Source organism: Streptomyces aureocirculatus, assembly GCF_000720475.1.
In the GTDB taxonomy this organism is placed as follows: Bacteria; Actinomycetota; Actinomycetes; order Streptomycetales; family Streptomycetaceae; genus Streptomyces; species Streptomyces aureocirculatus.
The window spans coordinates 131668-151101 of the sequence record NZ_JOAP01000022.1 but is presented as its reverse complement, the minus strand read 5'-3'; the positions used below and the strand labels follow the sequence as shown (position 1 = coordinate 151101).

General features: G+C 69.1%; 22 protein-coding genes and 3 pseudogenes. 17 read left to right on the top strand and 8 right to left on the bottom strand.

What is annotated here, in order from left to right; translation table 11 throughout:
• Positions 1 to 24 precede the first annotated feature (24 nt).
• Both IG78_RS0121480 and IG78_RS51515 read left to right on the top strand, forming a co-directional pair.
• Positions 25 to 537, top strand: a complete 513-nt coding sequence (locus tag IG78_RS0121480) for a DUF2000 domain-containing protein (protein ID WP_078965325.1) — start codon at positions 25 to 27, stop codon at positions 535 to 537.
• Between the two features lie 60 nt (positions 538 to 597).
• Positions 598 to 984 (top strand): annotated as a pseudogene (locus IG78_RS51515) (Fic family protein); the annotation flags it as partial.
• A 62-nt stretch (positions 985 to 1046) separates the two neighbouring features.
• On the opposite strand, the gene IG78_RS0121475 reads toward IG78_RS51515, so the two are convergent.
• A complete protein-coding gene (locus IG78_RS0121475; RefSeq protein WP_030565652.1) occupies positions 1047 to 1910 on the bottom strand; it encodes an SCO6745 family protein in 864 nt (287 codons plus the stop codon).
• 79 nt (positions 1911 to 1989) lie between these two features.
• Complete coding sequence (locus tag IG78_RS0121470) at positions 1990 to 2376, bottom strand: cupin domain-containing protein (RefSeq protein WP_078965323.1); 387 nt, start codon at positions 2374 to 2376, stop codon at positions 1990 to 1992.
• Between the two features lie 70 nt (positions 2377 to 2446).
• Between IG78_RS0121470 and IG78_RS0121465 the strand changes: the two genes are divergently transcribed.
• Both IG78_RS0121465 and IG78_RS0121460 read left to right on the top strand, forming a co-directional pair.
• A complete protein-coding gene (locus tag IG78_RS0121465; RefSeq protein ID WP_030565644.1) occupies positions 2447 to 3397 on the top strand; it encodes a helix-turn-helix domain-containing protein in 951 nt (316 codons plus the stop codon).
• A 263-nt stretch (positions 3398 to 3660) separates the two neighbouring features.
• Positions 3661 to 3897: a chaplin gene (locus IG78_RS0121460; RefSeq protein ID WP_030565643.1), complete on the top strand. Its 237-nt coding sequence runs from the start codon at positions 3661 to 3663 to the stop codon at positions 3895 to 3897.
• A 159-nt stretch (positions 3898 to 4056) separates the two neighbouring features.
• Here IG78_RS0121460 and IG78_RS42460 read toward each other — a convergent pair whose 3' ends face one another.
• A complete protein-coding gene (locus tag IG78_RS42460; RefSeq protein WP_030565642.1) occupies positions 4057 to 4419 on the bottom strand; it encodes a hypothetical protein in 363 nt (120 codons plus the stop codon).
• A gap of 501 nt (positions 4420 to 4920) precedes the next feature.
• Between IG78_RS42460 and IG78_RS48235 the strand changes: the two genes are divergently transcribed.
• The 5 genes from IG78_RS48235 (at position 4921) to IG78_RS49325 (ending at position 9073) form a co-directional block, all read left to right on the top strand.
• Positions 4921 to 5238, top strand: a complete 318-nt coding sequence (locus IG78_RS48235; protein ID WP_107054973.1) for a hypothetical protein — start codon at positions 4921 to 4923, stop codon at positions 5236 to 5238.
• A 215-nt stretch (positions 5239 to 5453) separates the two neighbouring features.
• On the top strand, positions 5454 to 6443 hold the full coding sequence (locus tag IG78_RS0121450) for an MBL fold metallo-hydrolase (RefSeq protein ID WP_051852820.1): 990 nt from the start codon (positions 5454 to 5456) through the stop codon (positions 6441 to 6443).
• Positions 6444 to 6554: 111 nt separating this feature from the next.
• Positions 6555 to 7544: a beta-ketoacyl-[acyl-carrier-protein] synthase family protein gene (locus IG78_RS0121445; protein ID WP_030565640.1), complete on the top strand. Its 990-nt coding sequence runs from the start codon at positions 6555 to 6557 to the stop codon at positions 7542 to 7544.
• Positions 7545 to 7755: 211 nt separating this feature from the next.
• Positions 7756 to 8661, top strand: coding sequence for an MmyB family transcriptional regulator (locus IG78_RS0121440; protein WP_030565639.1), 906 nt, complete (start codon positions 7756 to 7758; stop codon positions 8659 to 8661).
• A 4-nt stretch (positions 8662 to 8665) separates the two neighbouring features.
• Positions 8666 to 9073, top strand: coding sequence for a hypothetical protein (locus IG78_RS49325; protein WP_157855843.1), 408 nt, complete (start codon positions 8666 to 8668; stop codon positions 9071 to 9073).
• A gap of 927 nt (positions 9074 to 10000) precedes the next feature.
• Here IG78_RS49325 and IG78_RS0121430 read toward each other — a convergent pair.
• A complete protein-coding gene (locus IG78_RS0121430) occupies positions 10001 to 10381 on the bottom strand; it encodes a winged helix-turn-helix transcriptional regulator (protein WP_030565635.1) in 381 nt (126 codons plus the stop codon).
• Positions 10382 to 10457: 76 nt separating this feature from the next.
• Here IG78_RS0121430 and IG78_RS0121425 point away from each other — a divergent pair, with 76 nt between their 5' ends.
• Positions 10458 to 11387, top strand: coding sequence for an NADP-dependent oxidoreductase (locus IG78_RS0121425; RefSeq protein ID WP_030565634.1), 930 nt, complete (start codon positions 10458 to 10460; stop codon positions 11385 to 11387).
• Here IG78_RS0121425 and IG78_RS42455 read toward each other — a convergent pair.
• Positions 11388 to 11969, bottom strand: a pseudogene (locus IG78_RS42455) (AraC family transcriptional regulator).
• A gap of 212 nt (positions 11970 to 12181) precedes the next feature.
• On the opposite strand from IG78_RS42455, the gene IG78_RS0121415 reads away from it, so the two are divergent.
• Entirely contained in the window at positions 12182 to 12481 is a 300-nt protein-coding gene (locus tag IG78_RS0121415) for a type 1 glutamine amidotransferase family protein (RefSeq protein ID WP_030565632.1), read from the top strand.
• On the top strand, positions 12478 to 12882 hold the full coding sequence (locus IG78_RS0121410; RefSeq protein ID WP_030565631.1) for a DUF6010 family protein: 405 nt from the start codon (positions 12478 to 12480) through the stop codon (positions 12880 to 12882). Before IG78_RS0121415 ends, IG78_RS0121410 begins: the two co-directional genes overlap by 4 nt.
• A gap of 49 nt (positions 12883 to 12931) precedes the next feature.
• Here IG78_RS0121410 and IG78_RS51510 read toward each other — a convergent pair.
• Positions 12932 to 13078 (bottom strand): annotated as a pseudogene (locus IG78_RS51510) (MBL fold metallo-hydrolase); the annotation flags it as partial.
• 127 nt (positions 13079 to 13205) lie between these two features.
• Positions 13206 to 13640, bottom strand: coding sequence for a hypothetical protein (locus IG78_RS0121405; protein WP_030565630.1), 435 nt, complete (start codon positions 13638 to 13640; stop codon positions 13206 to 13208).
• A gap of 977 nt (positions 13641 to 14617) precedes the next feature.
• On the opposite strand from IG78_RS0121405, the gene IG78_RS0121400 reads away from it, so the two are divergent.
• The 5 genes from IG78_RS0121400 (at position 14618) to IG78_RS0121380 (ending at position 18588) form a co-directional block, all read left to right on the top strand.
• Complete coding sequence (locus IG78_RS0121400; protein WP_030565628.1) at positions 14618 to 15160, top strand: hypothetical protein; 543 nt, start codon at positions 14618 to 14620, stop codon at positions 15158 to 15160.
• Between the two features lie 53 nt (positions 15161 to 15213).
• Positions 15214 to 15693, top strand: coding sequence for a hypothetical protein (locus IG78_RS0121395; RefSeq protein WP_030565624.1), 480 nt, complete (start codon positions 15214 to 15216; stop codon positions 15691 to 15693).
• 99 nt (positions 15694 to 15792) lie between these two features.
• Positions 15793 to 16230 (top strand): hypothetical protein, encoded by a 438-nt coding sequence (locus IG78_RS0121390; RefSeq protein WP_030565622.1) that lies wholly within the window; start codon positions 15793 to 15795, stop codon positions 16228 to 16230.
• A gap of 443 nt (positions 16231 to 16673) precedes the next feature.
• Complete coding sequence (locus IG78_RS0121385) at positions 16674 to 17768, top strand: PucR family transcriptional regulator (RefSeq protein ID WP_157855842.1); 1095 nt, start codon at positions 16674 to 16676, stop codon at positions 17766 to 17768.
• Between the two features lie 367 nt (positions 17769 to 18135).
• A complete protein-coding gene (locus tag IG78_RS0121380; protein ID WP_030565618.1) occupies positions 18136 to 18588 on the top strand; it encodes a hypothetical protein in 453 nt (150 codons plus the stop codon).
• A 222-nt stretch (positions 18589 to 18810) separates the two neighbouring features.
• Here the strand turns inward: IG78_RS0121380 and IG78_RS0121375 are convergent, their stop codons facing one another.
• Positions 18811 to 19320, bottom strand: a complete 510-nt coding sequence (locus IG78_RS0121375; RefSeq protein WP_225882148.1) for a DJ-1/PfpI family protein — start codon at positions 19318 to 19320, stop codon at positions 18811 to 18813.
• Positions 19321 to 19434 lie beyond the last annotated feature (114 nt).

Below are 19434 nucleotides of genomic sequence, written 5' to 3'. Positions count from 1 at the left end.
GGGACGACCGACAGCCTGGGAAGCATGAAGACCGACACCGACACCGACACCGACACTGGCACTGGCACTGGCACCGGCACCGTGGCGACGGGCATCGCGGCGACCGGCACCACACAGGGCGCACCCGTACGCTTCGACACCAAGATCGCAGTGGTGCTGCGCGAGGACCTGGAGACCTGGCAGCGCCTGAACGTCACCGCGTTCCTGGTCAGCGGCCTGGGCACGCAGATCCCGGAGGTCATCGGCGAACCGTACGCCGACGCCGACGACACCCCCTACCTGCCGATGTTCCGCCAGCCCGTCCTGGTCTTCGAGGGCACCAAGGAAGCGGTGACCGCGGCCCACCGCCGCGCCCTGACCCGCGATCTGCCCCGGGCCCTGTTCACCTCCGACCTGTTCACCACCGGCAACGACCGGGACAACCGCGCCGCGGTACGCGCCGTGCCCGCCGAGCAACTGGACCTGGTGGGGGTGGCCGTGTACGGGCCGCGCAACGCGGTCGACAAGGTGCTCAAGGGCACCCGTATGCACCCTTGAGCCGGACCACTGGGCACGCCGTACTCCTCCGCGGCCGGGCAGGAGAAACGCCGCGAAGGCGTCGAAGCCTCCGAGGAGAACAAGGCCGAGACCCTGGCCTGCCAGCAGGCCATGACCTACGTGCAGTCCCTCCATGACGTCCCCGACTTCCAATACAACAAGCACCCCTGGTCCGACGGCAATGGACGCATCTCCCGCTCCCTGCAGACCCTCCTGATCGCCCGCGGCGGCGTCCTGGCCCCCGAGTTCTCCTCCATCGAGGAATGGCTCGGCATGCCCGGCAACACCTGGGAGTACTACAAAGTCCTGCGCGACGTCGGCGGCCGTGTGCGCCGTGCCCGCTACGAAAAGGCCGAGACCCTCAACACCCAGCAGGCCACCCGTGACCTCCAGGCACTGGTCAAGGCTGACATCCTCACCCCTGTCGGCCAGACCAAGGGACGCCACTCCCGTCGGTCCGCAGGCGATCATGCTCGGGGCGCTGTCCGAGGCCAGACGTCCAAGGCAGGCTATGCCCGTGTGCGGCGGGGCGGCAGGCCAATGGGGTTGGGGAAGGGGATGGTGTCGGATGTGAGGACCTGGTCGGCCAGGAGGGTGAGAAGGGTGAGGAGTTGGGCGGCCTCGGCAGGTGTGAGGGTGCGGTAGGGGTGGACGGCGAGGGCGTCGGTGCGGGCCTCGATGTGGGAGCGCAGGGCTCGTCCCCCGGCAGTGGGGTGTCCGCCGTTGTCCAGCAGCCCCCGCTCGGTGAGGCGGTCGGTGGCTGCTTGCCAGTCCTGCGCGGACCAGCCGCGGTTGTCCCGCAGGAGCGTTGCGGGCACCTCCTCGCAGGCGGCGAAGAGCACATGGGCCTCGCACCCGTTCAGGCCCTCGGCGGTGAGCACGGCGACGTGGCCGTCACCGCGGTGTTCGCGCAGCGTCGTGGCGGCCTGCCAGAGGGCGCCGGCCCCGTCCTCCGGCACGGGCAGGCCGCGGTTGGCGGCGAACAGCGGGCGCCCGGCCCCGTCCGCGCAGGCGACCACCCGTTCCAGCAGCGGGACGATCTCCGCACTCGCGTCCGCCGCTGACGGTGCTGTGCGGCGCAGCGCTCCGGCAGCCGCCTCGGTGCGGGCGCGGAGCACGGCCTCGGGCGGGGCGAATCCCCACGCGTCGGGGACGGCACGTCGCACCATGGCGGGGTGGAAGTTGAAGAAGACCGCCTCCACCACACCCGCCGCCACCGCTCCCAGCGGTGCGGCCCGGGCCGCGAAGTAACCCATCCAAAAACCGCGCAGGCCCACTGCACTGTTGGCCTCGCGGCTCTCGGGCGCGAAGTACGTGACCGCGTGCAGTGGTTCGAGGACCTGCCATACCGTACGGGCGAACGCTGCTTCCATGCGCTCCAGTCTCACAGGCCCCCCACCCTGAATCCAGGCACGGTCTCGCATGGGATGCAGCAGACTTCACCACAACCGCTCAGCCTTCGGGGTAGAAGACAAAGAGGGTGCAACCTGTCGTCGTCTGCGGGATGTGCGAAGAGCCGGCCGGGGCGTGGATGAACGAGCCCGCGGGATAGTCCCGTTCGCCGTCGTTGAAGACGCCCGAGACCACGAAGACCTCTTCGGGCCCCGGCTCGTGGACGTCGATGCCCTCCCAGCACGAGTGCGGGTCCATCTCCAGCACCTGCGCCGTCGCGCCGCTCTCACCGCTCCACAGCGGCCGCAGCCGAATGCCGGGGAAGAGTTCACGCGTGGGCGCGTCGTGTACCGCGGACCACACATAGCCGGGCAGCAGCCCGCCCGTCCGCCCGGTGGTGTCTGCCGTCTGCGGTGTCTCTGTCTTCCGCGGTGTCTCTGTCGTCATGGAGCAAGCCTCCTCGCCCGCCGAAGCCCCGCCCAGTGTCTAGTTTGACGCTCTCAGGTACTTTCCTGCCATGCACCGTGTAGCGGCACTTGTCCACGCGCCCCAGTCGACCTTCGAACTCGCCTGCGCCGCCGAGGTGTTCGGCATCGAGCGACGCGGGCTGCCCGCCCGGTACAGCTTCCAGGCATGCACCGAGCACCCGGGCCCGGTCCCCACGCGCGCCGGATACGACATGCTCGTCACCGCGGGACTCGACGCCCTGGACCGGGCGGACACCGTGGTCATCCCGGGCTGGACGCCCACCGATGAGCCCCCTTCGCCCGCCGTCACACGGGCCCTGACCAGGGCGCACCAGCGCGGCGCACGCCTGATCAGCATCTGCTCCGGCGCCTTCGCCCTGGCCCGTACCGGCCTGCTCGACGGCCGCTCGGCGACCACTCACTGGGCCCTGGCGGACGAGTTCGCCGCGCGCTTCCCCGCGGTGCGCCTGGATCCGGACGTTCTGTACGTGGACCACGGCGACGTGGCCACCAGCGCCGGTTCCGGAGCCGGGGTCGATCTGTGTCTGCACCTGGTGCGCGTCGACCAGGGCGCCGAGTACGCCGCGCACGTCGCCCGGAGCATGGTCATGCCGCCGCACCGCGAAGGCGGGCAACGCCAGTACTCCGCGCCGCCGCACCCCGCCCAGATCGACGGCTCGCTCGCACCGCTCCTGGAATGGGCGGCCGGCAGACTCCACGAACCGCTGGCCGTCGAGGACCTGGCCGCTCACGCCGGCTGCTCCGCCCGCACCCTGGCCCGCCGCTTCACCGAGCAGGTCGGCACCAGCCCGGGGCGCTGGCTTCTCGACCAGCGCATCTCCGCAGCGCGGGAGCTTTTGGAGGCCTCCGACCTGCCGGTGGACACCGTCGCCCGCCGCGTAGGACTCTCCTCGGCCACCAACCTCCGCAGACGCTTCCTCGGCGCCCTGGGCACCACGCCGGGCGCCTACCGGCGGGCGTTTCAGGCCGGACCGCGATGACAGCCCGTTGTTGGTGAGTTCTGTACGTCGACGACGGTCGAGGCCGCTGGCTGGCCCTGGGCGCAGTGCGCCTGGGTGGGCTAGCCGCGGTGCCTCGAAAGGCTGATTACCCGATTACCTGCCGTGGGTGAGGGCCGGTCCCGGCATGTCCGGCCGCAGGCTTAGGCGTTGATCGATGCAGCAGCCGGGCGGGACTGCTCCGCGGTGCGTGATGCTGTGCGCCTTGCCCGGCATCTACTGGAACATGAGCAAGAGGAGTGAGCATGTCCGTGAAGAAGATGGCTGCCGTTGTCCTGGGCACCGGTGCCCTCGTGCTGGGCGGCGCTGGACTCGCCACCGCCGACGCCGGCGCCTCGGGCGCGGCGCGGAACTCCCCGGGCGTGATCTCGGGCAATGTCATCCAGGTCCCGGTCCATGTGCCGGTCAACGTGTGCGGCAACTCGATCGACGTCGTCGGCCTGCTCAACCCGGCTTTCGGCAACACCTGCGTCAACGACTGACGTACCGCACCGTAGGGGTCCCACGGGCTCCGCACGGCCAGCGTGAGCGGGCTGCCGAACCTTCCCTTCCGGCGGCGCGCTCACGCTCGCGTCCGCCCGGTGTGGACACGCCAGGGTCTCCTGACCGCTGGCCCCCGGGCTCGGACCCCGGGCTCGGAGTCAGCCGACGCGGGCCCAGGCCAAGACCGCGGGAACGGCCGCGGCCGGGCAAGCCAGGAGACCGGTCACAAGGAGACGGCCCGCCCAGTCCAGACGCCGGACGCCGGGAGCGAAAGCCAGCGCGGCCAGGGCGGCAAAGCCACCGGCCACGATCAGCGCGAAGCGCAGGACGATACCGCCGACCGCCATGCCCTCCGCCGCGCCCCACAGCACGACCATGCCCACCAGGAAGGTGAGCCAGACCAGCGACACCGCGGCAACCGCCCACAGGGCGACGGCCAGCAGGCCGACGAGGACGTTCCCCTCGCGGCGCGGCGCGAGCTGCGTGGGTCCGTACAGGCGGGTGTAGGTGGCGGAGTTCATGCGTTTCCTTCCAGGTACGACGCGGTGGACACGATCCTCACCGCTACGGCCGCACCCGGCATGGGCCCCGATACTCAGCCGCGCCCTCCCGGGTACTCACCCACCGCCGGTGGCGGGACGGTCGGCGGTCACGAGATGGTAGGGGGCGGCCTCCCCAACCCGAATCCCGCGCCGACCGTGGAACGCGAAGGGGCCCCGAGACCGGAAGCGCGTCGCGTGAGGGGGCGGGTGTGGCCACCGGGTCAACAGTCGGCATGTGCTCTCCTCGTCGGGCAGAGGCTGCTCACGGCAGCACTGGGTGTCAGGCATCCACCCCATGGGTGAGCGCCTCGCAGGAAAGGTCTACGGTTCGGCGAGTCGGCGCATGCCGGCTGGGCGTCCACGGATGCCCCGAGCTGATGCGGCCGTCCCGCCGCAACCCTCTTGGCTCCGTACGGCAGCAGTGACGGCACGTTCCGCGCCGCACACCACCATCGGGCTCGGTCATGGAACTAGAAAGACATGGTCGAGATCAACGGGTTGGTGAATAGATACAGTCTCTTGCGGGGCGTTCAACCGCCGTTCGAGGGCCTCCTCTTGGCCGTGACCGCCGCGCCATCTGCCCCGGGCGCGGATCACCACCCCGCACGGCAGGGAATCGGTGTGCTGAAGGGCAAAGACGGCGCCACGACCCTCGGTCCCTGGCTGATGACGCCGGACGAGTTCGATGCCGATACCCGGGTAAACCGAATGCGGCCGACCGGGCAGAAACGCATGGGTCCACGGCCCGGCACCTATTTTCGCCACAGGGGTGCGAGATATCAACACTCAAAACAATAGGTACAGTTTTCTGCCGGCTATTGCGTGACTCGTGCGTGCCGCCGTACGCAAGCAGATCTGGCGGAGAACACGCAGGTCGGACGACGACGGACGACGACGCCTGAGATGACATCGCACCTCCCTCCGTCACATCCGGGTAAGCAGAGGAGGCAAGCCCTGAGCCTGTAGTGTTTCGGAACCTCGCCAAGAACACAGTTTTTTACGAGAATGCGCGCATGCCTTCTCCGAAACATATCCTGACCTTCCCGGAGCACCTGCAGCGCATCGCGGAGGGCGTGTATCTGTGGGACACCCACGCCGAGAAAGGGCGATGGGGGGAAGCCAACTGTGTGCTCCTGGTCTCCGGAGCGAGTGCCGCCCTGATCGATACGCCCTACGACGAGGCGATGACCCGCGCGCTGCAGGCAGCCGCAGCGAAGGTCCTGCCCCCGGGCACCTCCATCGACACCGTGATCAACACCCATCCCAACGGTGACCACACCTTCGGCAACGCCTACTTCCCGGACGCACGGATCATCACCAGTGCCACCAACGCCAGGCACCTCTGCCACGAGCCCGCACCGGCGGACATGCACCGCCTTGTGACCGGCAGCGACCCCGGTACGCCCCTGGGCTGGTACGCCCGCGAAAAATTCGGCCACTACAAGTACACAGACCTGACCGTCACCCCGCCGACCCACACGTTTCACGGCAATCTCGGAGTCAAGGTGGGTTCGATGGGCGTGCAACTGATCGAAGTCGGCCCGGCGCACACCGCGGGTGACGTCGTCGCGTGGATCGAGCCCGGGGCCGTCGCCGTCGCCGGCGACGTGGTCTTCCAAGGAGAGCACCCCGCCCACTGGCACGGCCCGCTCTCCCATGTCGTCGCCGCGGTCGACGCCATCCTCAAACTCAACCCCCAGGTGATCATCCCGGGCCATGGGCGCCCGATGTCGGCGGCGGAAGTCCAGGCGCACCGCGGCTACCTGACCGACCTCGAGTCGCTCATCCACCGCCACCACCGCGAGGGCAGAGAGGCCTACGAGGCCGCCTGCCGCATCATCGACTCCGGCTTCCACGCGGACCTCGGCTCGGCGGAACGCATAGCGATCGTGACCGCTGTGGAGTACGCGGACCTCGACGGGCTGCAACGGCCAGGAGCAGTAGCACTTGCGGAACACGCAGCTCGCTTCGCCTGGGAGCGCCGAGAACCCGTTGCGGCGTGAGGGCCCAAGTCGGCCTCCCGCCAAGGACTTCGGCGCGATGGGGCACATTAACCTGCGGCAGGGCAGAACAACGCAATGATCCGGGACACCAGATGAGGGGAACACGCGGCCGTGGCCTACATCAGCCGACCAGAGATCTCCACCCCCACCCACGAGATCACCGGTGAGGAGATCGCCAAGCTGCACACCAGCGCCGGCGGCGAGCCGGCGCCAGACGCCACCCCTGGCGCCCGCGGGCCCGGACCCTTCGCCCGCACCCTGACGGAGCTCGAGCGGTCCGCGTCGGCTGAGGAGCGCGACGCGCGGGCTTTCGCCGACATAGCGACGCTCAGCGAAACCGCCGCCCGCAGAGCCTTACGGGCGGCGGGCATTGGGGGGTCCCAGGTAGGCGCAATCATCACGTTCCATGACACGGGGCGGCGACTGGGCGTGGCGGGCGATCCAGCCGTCTCTTTGGACCTCCACCTCATCGCGAGACTGGGGCTGCCGCCCACCGTGGCGCGCTGGCCCCTGAACCCCATGGGCGACTCCGGCGGGGTACACGCGCTGAACCTCGCGCACGCAGTCGCCCGGCCCGGCAGCCCGGTCCTCGTCGTCGGTGCGGAGGCACACAGCTCGCTGCTCACACACAGCCAACTGCCGCTCTGGCAGAAGCTGCGCCTGGCGGACGGTGGAGCGGCCGTGCTGGTGAGCGCTACTCCTGTCGGCGACGCACCGGTCGTGCACATCACGGACGAGTGGTCCTACGCCTTCACGTCCGGCTGGCTGCCGCCCACGACCGCGCGATTTCCCTCACTCGCCGCCGAGACCGCTGCGGTGACTGAAGCGCTTGCCGAACTGCCGTGGGTAGGTGACGACGCGTGGACGCCCGATGTCGCCCTCATCCACCCCTCCGGCAGCCCCGCCCCCGCCGGGCCCGCAGAACTGCGGCAAACCGCCGGGACCCGTGTACAGCCCGGCGGAGGCGACATCGGCGGTGTCACGACACTGCGCGGCCTCTCCGCGCTCTTTGACGAGCCCGCACCTGCCGGGTCGGCACTCTTGCTGGGTGTCGGCACAGATCAGGCCAGCGCCTGCCGCATCGAGTGGCGGAACCAGTAAGTCCACCAACCGGTAGCCGGGATGCGATAACCGACCGTAGACCTCTGGATGCGGCTGGTGAGCCCCTCCTGCTTAAAATGCTGGCCATGGCAGCCAGTTGAGAGTGGAGCACACGCACTCGCACTCGCACACGCACTCGCACTCGCACACGTACACGCACACACGCGCTCCGCTCCCGCGGACCATGGGAGCGAGGGGGAGGGGAACCGGTATGGCGGACGCTGTCGACACTGAGGCCTTGACGAATTGGCTCGTGTCGCTTCGCGAGCGAACGAAACCGTCCGAGATCGGCCTGCGGGAGCGTCCGTCCTCGCGCCCCGGGCCCCGCGTGCGCGGCGTGACCCAGGAACAGGTCAACACTGCTCTGAACTGGGGGCGTGGCACCTATCAGGCCCTGGAGAAGGGCCGCCTGCGGGCTCAGGGGCGGCGCGTCCGCACCGAGCACATCCTGGACATCGCCGAACTCTTCAAGCTAGATGAGGACAAGTACAGACAGCTCCATATACTCGCGTTAGGCACGCAACCGCCCCACTCCTTACGGCCCGATACCAGTGTGGTGCTCCCGTCACAGAGGGAATGGCAGCGCGTGGTGGACGGACAGCGGGAAATCGCCTACGTCACGAACGTGCAGTGGGACCTCGTCGTATGGAACAAGCCTTTCACCCGCCTCTTCACGACCTTGGGCGACACGTCCTTGGGCGACACGGAAGGCCGGGGCGTGCCGGGGAACATGATGGACTTCATGCTCTTCTCCAGGCTGGCGCGTGAAGAACTGCTGACCGACTGGGAGGAACGCTGGGCGCCTCCCGTGCTCGCTCAACTGCACACCGTCTCGCTCGAGAACCCGCACAACGAGAAGCTCTCGCAGTTGATGGAGCGTGTCCGCGAAGACCCGATCACCCGACGCATCTACGAAGCCGGTGTCATCGACTACGCATACCCTGACGGTGATCAACGGCCGCTGAATCACCCGGACTTCGGCCGCGGCCTCGCTGCGCTGGCCTCCGCGCACCCAAGCAGTGCTCCCCACGCCCGCCTCATCGTCGTGTGCTTCACCCCCTTGACCGCACACATGGATGACACCGTCGGCACCACACCCCTCAGCCGGGAGGCCTAGCACGATGAACTTCCCGCCTCCTCAGCCCCCTTGGGCAGCGAACAGACCCGAATTACTGGACGACGACCTCGCCAACCTCGTCCACGAAGTCGCCGTTGAGCTGCAGGGCAGGGGATACCCCACGCTCTGGGAGCTGCCGGAGCAGGCGGACGACCTGCCACCGCAGGTGGTCGCCCGCGCGGCGGTGGCCCGTGTCATGAACTTCCGGTGCAGACACCAGGGAACGACCCTCGCCGGCTGGGATCTGCAACTCGTCTGTTCCGGACCCCTGGGGCGCAGCCAGGAGCAGACCGCGAATCTGGACCTCGGGCCCGGCAATCGCACGGCCCGGGACGTCGTCGCCCGCGGCCTCGCCGCCCTGGGCTTGGCCCCACACCGTTCGTCCCACTCCTGCGGCGAGTCTCCGGGGTGACCCCCCAGGCTGCCAATGCTCAACGGGCGTTGGGCACCACGTCGTCGTAGCCGTCAGACGGCGGACTGCCCGGCATCGACCGTGCCGAACACGTACCGCACCAATGAGCAGTGTGCTTACTGCTCGCCGAAACCTCCGCCGCCCCCGAAGAAGCCGTCGTCCCCGCTGCCGTCCGACCCACCCCGCAGTGAACTCCTCGAAGGCCTGCCCCTACCCCAGCGCGCAGGCCGCACCGGACATCCCGTCATGCGCAACCGCAAGGGTGCGTCGTGGACGCTGGAAGCCGCCCCATGGGCGCCGGGCAAGGCAAGCAATCATGTCGCGGCCCAGATGACAGGCTGGGGCCTGACTCCGCCGGCATCGCTTCACGAGGTAGTGCGGCTCTTGACGACCACGGTCGTGGCCGACGGCGGCCGCCGCATCAGCGTCCACCTGTCGGAGCAGGACGGCAAGGTGCTCATCCTGTGCCTCAGCCACCGGCACGCCGCTCCCACAACGACCGCGGGACGTGCTCGGCGCGCTGCGCGACCTGGGCGCCGACAGTTGCGGCACCGAAATGACCGCAGAAGGACGGCAGATATGGGCGCTGCTGCCCGTCCAGGCCACCCCGCGGCCATGAACTGGATTCCGGCTTGAGCAGCGCAGCCGCGCACCGTAACGCCAGCCGCCAGCCGCCAGCCGCCGCGGCCGACGGCACGGGCGCAGGTATCCGTCATGCGGCACTCAGCACCAGGACCGTACGCTGACTGGTCGCCGGGGGTGACCAACTCTTCCCACGGCAGGACGGCTCTGCGAGGCCCAAAAGGCGGGCCCAGCCCGGGGCGGCTCGTCGACCCGGTGCCCGCCAAGGCCCGGCCCTCGCCCAGCCGGTGGACGACGCCCTCGGCACCGGCACCGGCACCGGCACTGCGGGCGCCCACGTGCCCCTCAGTCGCCGGGGGCGACCGGCTCGGGATCGGTGTCGAGCGCGTCGAGCACGGCGTCGCCGTTCGCCCTCGCCCACTCCGTCAGCATGTGGATCGGTTCGATCAGCGTCGCCCCGAGCGCGGTGAGCTCGTACTCGACGCGGGGCGGCGCCTCGGCGTAGGCGTGGCGGCGGACGAGTCCGTGCGCCTGGAGCCGTCGGAGTGTCTGGGTGAGCATCTTGCGGGAGATGCCGCCGACCAGCTCGATCAGCTCGCCATGGCGCACCGGGCCCTTGCTGAGGCCGTAGAGCACGACCACCGTCCACTTGTCGGCGATCAGCTCGACCGCCAGCCGCGCCGGGCAGTCGGCGAGAAAGGGATCACCGGGACCGAAACCGCTCATGGCGCCAAAGGTACCTGCCGGTTCCTTTCAAAAACCTAGCCTGGGTTGCCTCCCCCCTTCCCGAGCCAGGAGAGTCATGCGAGTCATCACCCAGCAGTCACTCGGCGGTCCCGAGGTGCTCACCCTCGTGGACGCGCCCGAGCCGAGGCCCCTGCCGACCGAGGTTCTCGTCCGCGTCAAGGCGATCGGGCTGAACCCGCTGGAGGCCCGCCTGCGCGCAGGCGAGTTCCCGCTGCTCGGCCGCCCGCCGTTCACCCTGGGCTGGGACATCAGCGGCGTGGTCGAAAAGGCGCCGCAGACCTGGCGGTTCAGACCCGGCGACGAGGTGTTCGGGATGCCGCTGTTCCCGCGGGCGGCAAGCGCGTACGCCGAGGTCGTGGCGGCACCGGCGCTGCACCTGGCACACAAACCGGCATCGCTCTCACACGCCGAGGCCGCAGCGCTGCCGGTCGTCGGGCTGACGGCGTGGCAGGGCCTGGTCGACCTCGGCGGCGTGAGCGGGGGCGACCGCGTCCTGGTCCACGGCGGTGGCGGCGGGGTCGGCCACGTCGCGGTCCAGATCGCGAAAGCGCTCGGCGCGCACGTGATCGCGACCGCCGGCGGAAGCAAGCGGAAGTTCGTCGAGGGGCTCGGCGCCGACGAGGTGATCGACTACACGGCGGCCGACTTCACCGAGGCGGTCCGCGGCATCGACGTCGTACTCGACACGATCGGCGGCGACACCGCCGCGCGGTCACTCCAAGTGCTGCGCCCGGGCGGTCACTTGGTGACGGCGGTCGCCGAGGAGGACGCGGAGCTTGCCGCCGCGTACGAGGCGGCCGGCATGCGCTTCAGCGGCATCGCGGTCGACCCCGATCCCCGCGCCCTGCGTGGTCTCGTCGAACTCGTCGAACAGGGCAGGCTCCGGGCCCATGTGCAGGAGACGTTCCCCTTCGAGCGTGTCGCCGACGCGCACCGGCTGCTCGACGGGGGTCACCTCCAGGGCAAGCTCGTCCTCACCGTCTGATCACCGGCGGTCGGCGGCCGGTGTCACCCCTGGTGTGCGTCGCCGTCTCGGACCCGGTTCAGGTGGAGTGAGGAGGACTTCGCCCACCGGCTGACCCCTGCTGCCGGACATGGTGAACGAGAACTGCCAACAGGCTCTACATCTCCAGGCGAGCGGATGCGGGCCCGGTGGAGCCACTGGAGCGGCGTGGTGCCGGTCTGGTCGCGGAAGCGCCGGATCAGGGTGCGGGTGCTGGTTCCGGCCCGCTCGGCGATGCCGGCAAGGGTGAGGTCGCGGGCCAGGTTTTCCTGTAGCCAGGTCAGCAGCGCCTCAAGCACGGAGCCCTGCGGTGTGGGTGCGTGGTCGTAGACGATGAACTGCGCCTGCCCGCCCTCCCGTTCGATCGGCATCACTGACAGGCGGGCGGCGTCGGCGGCGGCCGACCGCAGCGCGTCGTGCACGGCGGGAGGGACGCTCGGCGCACACCCGTACCCGGTAGCCGGGCCGCCCGTCGGGCAGACGGGCCCGTGAGAAGACCTCGATCGGGGTGAACAGGTCGAACGGGATCACCTGATCCAATCCGAGCACGGCAACCGTATGCATGGCCAGAACTCACCTCCCCACCAGCTTGACGTACCGGGGCCGCCCTTCCGGAAAGCCCACGTCATCGCACGTAATCGCAGTCCACACGCGTCAAGAAGGCGTTGGCACTATCCCGTTGCAACCTGTCACTAGTGCCACTGGGCGAGCACCCAGGAAGCCGGTTGACTTCGGAGCGTCCCGATGGAAATCGACGCCGAAGGAACCCCACACCCATGCACATCCAGGTCGTCCTGTTCGATGGCGTCGACCCGCTCGATGCCATCGCCCCCTACGAGGTGCTGTACGCCGGCGGCTCGGTGACGGACCGGGCGGTGACCGTCGAGCTGGTCACCGCAGAAGGCCCTCGTGAGGTCGTCAGCGGCACCGGAGGACCGACGCTGCGCGCCGTCGGCGCCCACGCGGTCCGCGCCCGCATCGTGGACGACGGCGACCTGATCACCGGCACCGGCGTGACCTCCGGTCTCGATCTGGGCCCGTACCCTACTGGAGCGCGAGGTGGGCCCCACTCATGAACCTTGTGTCACCAGTGATCGTCGGCATCATCTACTGCCTGCTGATGTCCCTGATCAAAGAACCGCACCGACGCCACTTCAACGCGGTCATGGTGGGCGGAGCCGGCGCCGCCTATCTGAGCGGGGGCGGGTTCGGCCCGTGGGAGCTCCCAGTCGTCGCGCTCACGGCCTACGTCGCCTACCGCGGCCTGGACTCCTGGGCCTTCATCGGCATCGGCTGGCTGCTCCACACGGCCTGGGACATGGCCCACCACCTCAAGGGCAATCCGATCCTGCCGTTCTACCACGACGCATCTTTGGCATGTGCCATCTGTGATCCGGTCATTGCCCTGTGGTGCTTCCGCGGAGGACCTTCCCTGATCGCGCTCGTCCGCCGGCGGTTCACCGCCCCCGCCTCTTAAAAGCCCGTCCTTGAACTGGCAGCGCCCCCGAGCGCCCCCTGCCTGTGGGGGGGCTCGGCGGCTGCAGGTGCGGCGCGTCGACCACGGCCCCGTTGGCGGGCAGGAACACCGCGTCGAACGGGCTGAACCGGCGCGCGATGAGCCACCAGCAGCCGTGGAACATCGTGTCGCCGCCGTGGAAGACCCGCTGCCCGTCGGTTGACGGCCGAGTTCTCGAAGTGGCCCCGCCACTCGTACGTAATCGCCATGCCATGAGCGTAGGCAGCCACCGCTCGCCGACGCCCACTGCCACCTCCACGCCTCCTGGAGCTGAGGGCTCCTCCTCATGTCTCTGTTGCAGGGGGCGGGGACGGGGGTGAGAGGCCGGGCAGGCAGTGCCGGACGCGGACGGTGTGGACCCCGCGGGCCCGGGCCATCGCGATGTGGTGGCTGAGGACGTCCAGGGCCGCGGTGCGGATGCGGATGAAGAGGTCACTGGCCGAGAGCACCAGCAGGAACCGCTGGACGGGCAGGTGGAGGGGGCCGACGGGCGGGCGCCTGAGTGTGGTGGGTCCGCACTGCCGCAACGCGCGAAGGGTGCCTCTGTCTCCGGATGTGGCCATGACGGTATCGGCGGCGCGGGAACAGCCCCGGCTCGTGCTCTGTTCAAGCAGGGCGGCGGCGAGGAGGAAGACCACGTGGTCCCGGCGGGCACAGCCGGTGCCCGCCGCACTGTGGAGGGCACCGGGTGCGGTTTCCACGAGCATGGCGCCGGCCAAGAGGCACTCCTGCCACAGGACATGCCACCGCGCCTGGCGGTGCGCGGCACGCGAGCCGGACGCCGGCAACTGCGCGCGCCCGAGCGGCGGCGCAGGCCCTGCCGCGGGGGGTGGTCTGTGGGCCGGGTCGGGGTCGCTGCTCATCGAAGCCTTGGCGTGACGCACGCCCGGGCGGCGCGGCCGCAGGGCATGGCGGAGGCGTGCCGACGCGGAGGTGCCTGTGTGAGGGGAGCGGCCGGCACCCCGACGGGGACGGGGGCCCTCAGGGGGAACTGTGGGGTCCGGGCGGTGAGTCGGTACATGGTGACACCTTCGGTCGTGGTGCGTGCGCTGGCGTGATGGGCTCGGCTCGGCGGCATCTGGACCAGGCCGTGCTGCGCATCCCTGTCCTTGTTTCTTACGGGAAAACCGGACCCGGCAGTGGCGGAAGAAGTGACACCGGAAAACAAGGCCGCCGAGTCACATGAATTCCCGTCAGCTCAATCCGGGTTTCGATTGTTGCTCAGGACGTGACAGCCGGGGAAGCGTTTTCACTCAGATGCGGGTGGAGAAATGATTCACCTTCTGCGCGGCATGCACGAACCCGCCCGCCAGCATTATGACTGCGGGGATCGGTAAATAATACTGCGTAGCTCGATGTGGGTACTTTCAGGTTCACATACTTACTGCACGGGGATCTGCACTGTGTGTCAACTGGGTGATGGCCGACTTCAGGAGTCTGGTCTGCACACCTGGCACATGCCGGACGGGCTTGCCGAACTGCCGGGAAAACGCCGAGAAGGGGAGAAGGGAAATCGCCGACGGCGGGTGGTGAACCAGAAAACCCTGCCTCGGTTCACGGTCGTTCAACCCATCATCGCGCCTGGATCAACGATGGCGGTGTCAGTTCTTCCGGGCGTCCGCGAGAACGAGGAAAAAGAATGTACTCCAACACGCTGGACACGTTTGTCCGATCTGCGGTACACGGAAAGGCAATCATGATCATCCATCGGGTGACCGGTGGATATCTGACACAGAACGGCGATCTGCAGATCGAGTCGGACGACATCACGAAGATCACCAACGAGCGGCATCTGTGGAGCGTGCGCCTCGTCGGCTACCGCAAGAACAACACGGTGTTCACCTTCGAGAACAAGAGCAGCGGCCGCGTGCTGTCCGTCGACGAGAAGGACCCGCGCGGGCCGATGACCTACACCGAGCGGCAGGAGCCGGACGCACAGGGCTCCGACCCCAAGGCCGCCGAACGGCAGCAGTTCTTCGTGCTGCCGCTGTGCTGCGGCGGCTACTCGCTGGTACCGGTGAAGTACCCCGGGCACTGCCTGCAGCCCAAGGACAACCGTCCCGGCCCGGGCAGCCACCGGCCGGCCCCGTACTACGGCCGCGATTCCAGCCTGGACGGCTCCCACGACTTCGTCCTGGCGCCGACCCAGCCGCCGCGCAAGGACCCCACCGACCGCGACCTCGACAACGGCAACCGCGGCGGCGGTTCCGACGGAGACCGCGGCAGCAACATCGACTGACCCCGGCGCACAACGAACCGCGTGCACGACGACACGAGCAAGGAGAGGAAGCCATGACAGCCATCAAGCAGATCAACGTGCTGCTGCAGACCGCCGACATCGAGGGCGCCGGGTCCGACGAACTGATCTACCTCGGCATCGCGGGCCGGGAGTTTCTCCTGAACCTGCCCAAGGACAAGACGGACACCGGCCGCAACAAGAGCACCCGCTATGTCCTGGGGGAGAAGGCCAACGTCGCCCGCCCCGAAGACAATGACCCCCGCATGCCGCAGTTGGACACCGACGACCTCGACCGATTCCCGGTCTACGTCCGTCTCTCGCCCCTGCCTCCCCGAGGCAAGGAGCCGCAGCAGGAGATCGACTGGGTCGCCGAACGCGTCACCGTCACAGTCAACCCGGGCACGAGCGCCCCGCACTACTTCGACCAGCCGCATCTGATCAACGATGCGGCAGACCGCCGCATCAAGCTCGGCGAGCGCTCGGGCACCACGCTCCACCTCAAGCGCAACGACGACTCCCCGCTCCTGCCCTGACAGCGGGCCGCATCACCCCCAGGGCAGCGCCTGCCCTCCAAGCCGTCCACGGGCTCAGCAGCGCTACCCCGACGTACAGAAACACAGGAGAAGGCACACATGGCCAACATCACCAAAATCACCGCACGCGTCCTGACCGCCGATGAGGAGAACGCCGAAACCGAGGGCAGGGTCTACCTCGGCATCGCGGGCCGGGAGTTCCTCCTGGACAACAACCGCCAGATCCAGCGCGGCCAGTACATCGACTATGTGCTCGGCGACGGAGCCAACGTCACCAGCCCCGAGTACAACGATCCCCGCAAGCCCCAGCTCGACACCGACGACCTCGACCGCTACCCCGTCTACATCCGCCTCGAGGAGGAGGGCGACAACCCCGCCTGGTGCCTGGAACAGGCCTACACCACTGTCAACCCGGAATCCAGGACGCCGCAGCAATTCCACAACCGGCGGCTGCAGGGCACCGGAAGCGACACCACACGCATCTGGCTCAGCAGCCAGTACGGCACCAAGGTCTACCTCAAGCGCGACGAGGCCTGATCCGCCTGCCTGACGCGCGGAGTCGGGTGCAGCCAGGTCTAGTGGCTGCACCCGCCCCGTGCAGAAGGCCGGTACCGGGGTGTGCCGGAGCAAAAGAGACGGGCACGGGCGCCACCACGTGGCTGAACCACCGGATGCGAGGTCTGTGGGCGGCCGGAACCAGGTCTAGTGGTTCCGGCCGCCCACAGTGTAGCTGCCACGGCGGCACCAGCCGCCGGCCATCCGGCCGCCACAGGCGCCGATCCCCTACCGGGACTCCGCCCCAGCACCGCGCCGCACCCGCCGATCCGTCGGGCTGCTCAGCGGCACACACAAGCCGTCCGCCCGGGAGCACCAGCTCCGGCATCCGCCCAACGCCGTTGCGGACGGCCGCTGTTCGCCTCGACCACCCAGAACGGTCCGGAGCCGTGCTCACCCACGCCAGAGGAGAACCCTTGGACCGCATGGAAGTTCCCTTGCCCACCACGTGGCACCGACCTGGCCCGGCCAAGGAGGCCGCGCGCCGCCTGCAGCGCGAGGCCGGGACACTCACCCGGCAGGTGCTTGCCGCGCTGCCCCCGCCGGAAGCAGCCACCGCACACCGGGCCGCTACCGTCGAACACGACCTGGCCGCCTGGCTCGCCGTCCTGACCGAGGACCTGTCCGCGAAGCAGGTCGCCGCCCTGTTCCGCATCCGGGCCGCCACTCACGCCGCCGTCGGCCTGCGCTGCGAGGAAGCCCTCCTCCAGCAGGGCCTGTGCCTCACCACACTGGCCCAGGCGGCGCCCAGCACACCGCAGGGCCCGGTCGCCAGCCCCACCAGACCGCACGGCCCGCACCTGCTCCTCGTCGCCGGCAGGGCGATCATCCGCTACTACGACTCCCTGCACAGCGCACCCATGCGCACTCCTTCGCCACCACGTCAGGAAGCCCGCGGCGCCGACCTGTCGGAACAGTCCGCAACCGCACCGCGCTGGTGCATGTCCGCCGCCCAGCGGGGCAAGGACAGCGCGCCCGCCCTGCGCACATTCCGGGCCGCCAACCCCCGGGCCCGCATCGTCGTCACCGGCGACCACCTCATCGCATTCACCCGCGGACGCCCGCAGCAGCCTGAAGTCTTCGGACCCTATGGGCTGGTCCCTGTAAAAGACGGCGAACCGGCCGATGCGGCTCGGCAGGCCGCACTCGCCGCCGTGGTGGCCCGGTACTACGGCGAGAACATCGAAAGCCGCAATACGTGGCCGCTGCTCGCAGCGCTGGACATGGACACCGAGAAACGCGAGGCGTACCTGAACTCCTGTCTCGGCCCGCTGTACACGACGGAGCGGCATGCGCATTTACTGCAGACACTCGCTGCTTATCTGGCGCACAACATGTCGGTGACCGCAGCGGCCCGCGCTCTCTACATCCACCGGCAAACGATGACGCACCGTCTGCAAGTGATCTGTTACGTCACCGGACTGGAACTCAGCAAACCCCTTGACCGGTTGCGTGCCGAGCTCGCCCTCCTCCTCACCCGTGCGGTGGGCGCTCCCGGTCCGCGGGGACACGACTGCTGACGCACACAACACGCCCACAGCCGCGCCCGGGGCCGTGCAGCGCCGGCCATGTCGTGGCTGAGACAACACTCAACGCCCGCAAACGCGAACACCGTTTGCGGGCGCCGCTGCGTGCCGACGCAAACCAAGAGCCCTTGCTGCCCATTTCGGTAAGCACCGAAACCGTGACTTGTTCATAAGCCGCCAACATGTCGCGCTATGACATCTCCGAGAATTGGACACGCCCCCCGGCGGGAATTCTCTCGACAGGCGAGAAAACGTCTGGATCAGCCACCGGAACAATTCGGCGGTACAGACGGGCAGTCAGCCGCACGTTCAATACGGCCCCCGGGGTGCATATAACCCCCACGAACAAAGGAAGAAAACCATGGCGCAAGATGCCGCAACCTCCCCTGAGAAGACCAAGGACAAGTCCACGACTCCGGTGCGGAACCTCGCGTTCCAGGTGGTGACCATCCACCTGGAGGGGTCGGTGAAGGACGCGAAGAGCGCGAGCAGGACGGTCACCTTCCCCGCGCCGATCGCGCGCTACAGCAACGGGCAGCCCATCGTCAACGTCGCCCTGAAGGGCTTCCGCCTGGTGTACCTCGACCACGTGGGCAACCGCCTGGAGTACGCCCAGTGCGAGGAGATGGCGCGAGTCCGCGCCTACGACGCGCAGGGCACGTCGGTCACCATCGAGGCCAAGGCGCTCATGGCGCCGGCCGTCCCGGGTGTCGTCAGCCACACCTTCAAGGCCGCGGTCGAGGCGCTCGTCGTCGCGGAGATCGAAGGCGAGGGCAACAGCACGGGTGAGAGCAACAGCGGCCAGGACTGGTAGGCCAGTCGGAACCGCGACGGCGGCCAGGAGACCAGCATGACGGTCTCCTGGCCGCCGCTCCGTATGCCGACGCTGCTCCGGAACCAAAAGATTCGTGGGCGGCGACGACCTCGGCTTCGAGGGCGTCGCCATCTTGACTCCGGCGCCGGGTTCCGCGGCCTGAACGCCTGCGCCGGAGCCCGGTGGAGCGGTGGCGGGCAACCGGCCCGGCGAGGCCCGGACCTACGGCACGGGCGCGGCGGGGGAGGAGCGGAACGCCTTGCGGTAAGCGGAAGGGGTGGTGTCCAGCTCGACCGTCGGGAAGAGCCGCCTGAACTGCTGTGCGTAACGCCAGTGGGTCGCGGCCCGGCCGCCCTCCAGCAGGCCCGCGGCCGCAAGAACGAACGAGCCGGTGCACAGCGACACCAGCCGGGCACGCCGCCGGGCCGCCCGCAACGCCTGTGCGACACGGGGATCCACCGCGCCGTCCTCGACCACGTCCGGGCAGCGGGTCCCCGCGACGATCACCGTGTCGGCGTACTCCAGCAGGGACAGGTCGCCCTGGGGCAGGACGCCGTACCCGTTCACCGTCGGCACCGGGGAGCCGTCCGGGGTGCAGGTACGCACCTCGTAGGCCGCCCGACCCGCACGGGTTTCGACCCCGGCCAGCATCTGCGCCGGGATGCTGAGGCCGAAGGCCACCACCGGCGCCAGAGCGAGAACAGCCACATGATGAGGCGTCACGACTGCCATGGCCCAATAGGTGCAGATAGTGGCCCCCGGGCCACTGCTGTGTCGATCACGACCGGCAGAGACTGAGGTCAGTTCCGCACAACGGCACCGGGCAACACCCGGCCCCACCCCGGA